The sequence below is a fragment of the Actinoplanes sp. KI2 genome, assembly GCF_025630775.1.
Taxonomy (GTDB): domain Bacteria; phylum Actinomycetota; class Actinomycetes; order Mycobacteriales; family Micromonosporaceae; genus Actinoplanes.
In genome coordinates, this window is record NZ_JAOSZE010000122.1 from 1 (window position 1) to 1238 (window position 1238).

Here is a 1238-nt window from a genome sequence, read left to right on the forward strand (position 1 = left end):
CACGGGATGGCCGCCCGTTCAGAGGGTGTCTGAAGCCGTTCTGAGCAAGGGATCCGCATGCGCGCCGTTACTGCCATCAACCGTCTTCTGGGTTTCAAGGGAACGGCCGTCGAGAAGGTACGTTTCGAAGGGGTCGCGATGGTCGTTTCGGTGCGGTTGACCTCGCCGATGCTGGTATGTCCCTGCGGCCGGACCAGCCGGGCCCGTTATGACCGGTCGCGGCGTAGGTGGCGTCACCTGGGCTTCGGCCGCCGGTCGGTGTGGATCGAGGCGGAGATCCGGCGGGTCGACTGCCGGAGCTGCGGGCGGGTCCGTACGGAGTGGACACCGTGGGCCAGGCCCCGGTCGAGGTTCACTCGTGACTTCGAGGACATGGCCTGCTGGCTGGTCAAACGCATGTCCAAGACGTCGGTGGCGAAGCTGCTGGGCACCACCTGGGCCAAGGTCGACGCCCTGGTACGCGACCTGGTCGATGAACACCTGGACATCGACCGGCTCGACGGGCTCTCTCGCATCGGCGTCGACGAGATCGCCTACCGCAAAGGCCGCAAGTTCCTCACCGTGGTCGCCGACCACGACACCGGGCGGGTGGTGTTCGTCGGCGAAGGCCGTAACCAGCACATATTCGGCGAGTTCCTCCAGTCGCTGGGCGAGGCCGGCCGCGAGCGAATCGAGGCGGTCAGCATGGACATGACCGCCATCTACCGCAAAGCCACCCAGGCGCATGTCCCGCACGCCCAGATCTGCCTCGACCCGTTCCACGTAATCAAATGGGCGAGTGAAGCCCTGGATGTGGCCTACGGCACCGCACGGGAACAGGGCGTAAAGATCAGCGTCCCTGGACTCACGCCAGCTCAGACCTGGCAGCGCGCCCGCGGCGCCCTGCGCCAGCCGGCCGAAAAACACGACCCGCAACGCGCGGCGATCATCGAGCAACTGCGCCGCAAACACCCCCGCCTCTACCGCGCCTGGCAACTCAAAGAAGACCTCCGCGAGCTCTACCGGCTGCCCCCAGCCCGGGCCGACGATCACCTGCGCCGCTGGATCAACCGGGCCAAACGCAGTGGTATCAACGCTTTCAGCACCCTCGCCCGCCGACTGCGCCGACATCGCGACGGCGTCCTCAACGCCATCCACCTCGGCCTGTCGAACTCCCTGATCGAAGGCATCAACGCCGGCATCCGCCTGATCCAACGCCGCGCCCACGGCTACGCCGACCTCGACAACCTCATCGAGAT

The 1238-nt window shown here is 66.5% G+C and carries 1 protein-coding gene; it reads left to right on the forward strand.

Annotation, left to right across the window (positions count from 1 at the left end; translation table 11 throughout):
• Positions 1-168: 168 nt before the first annotated feature.
• Positions 169-1238: ISL3 family transposase (locus ODJ79_RS46555; protein WP_263030181.1), on the forward strand; the 1070-nt coding region annotated here is incomplete at its 3' end.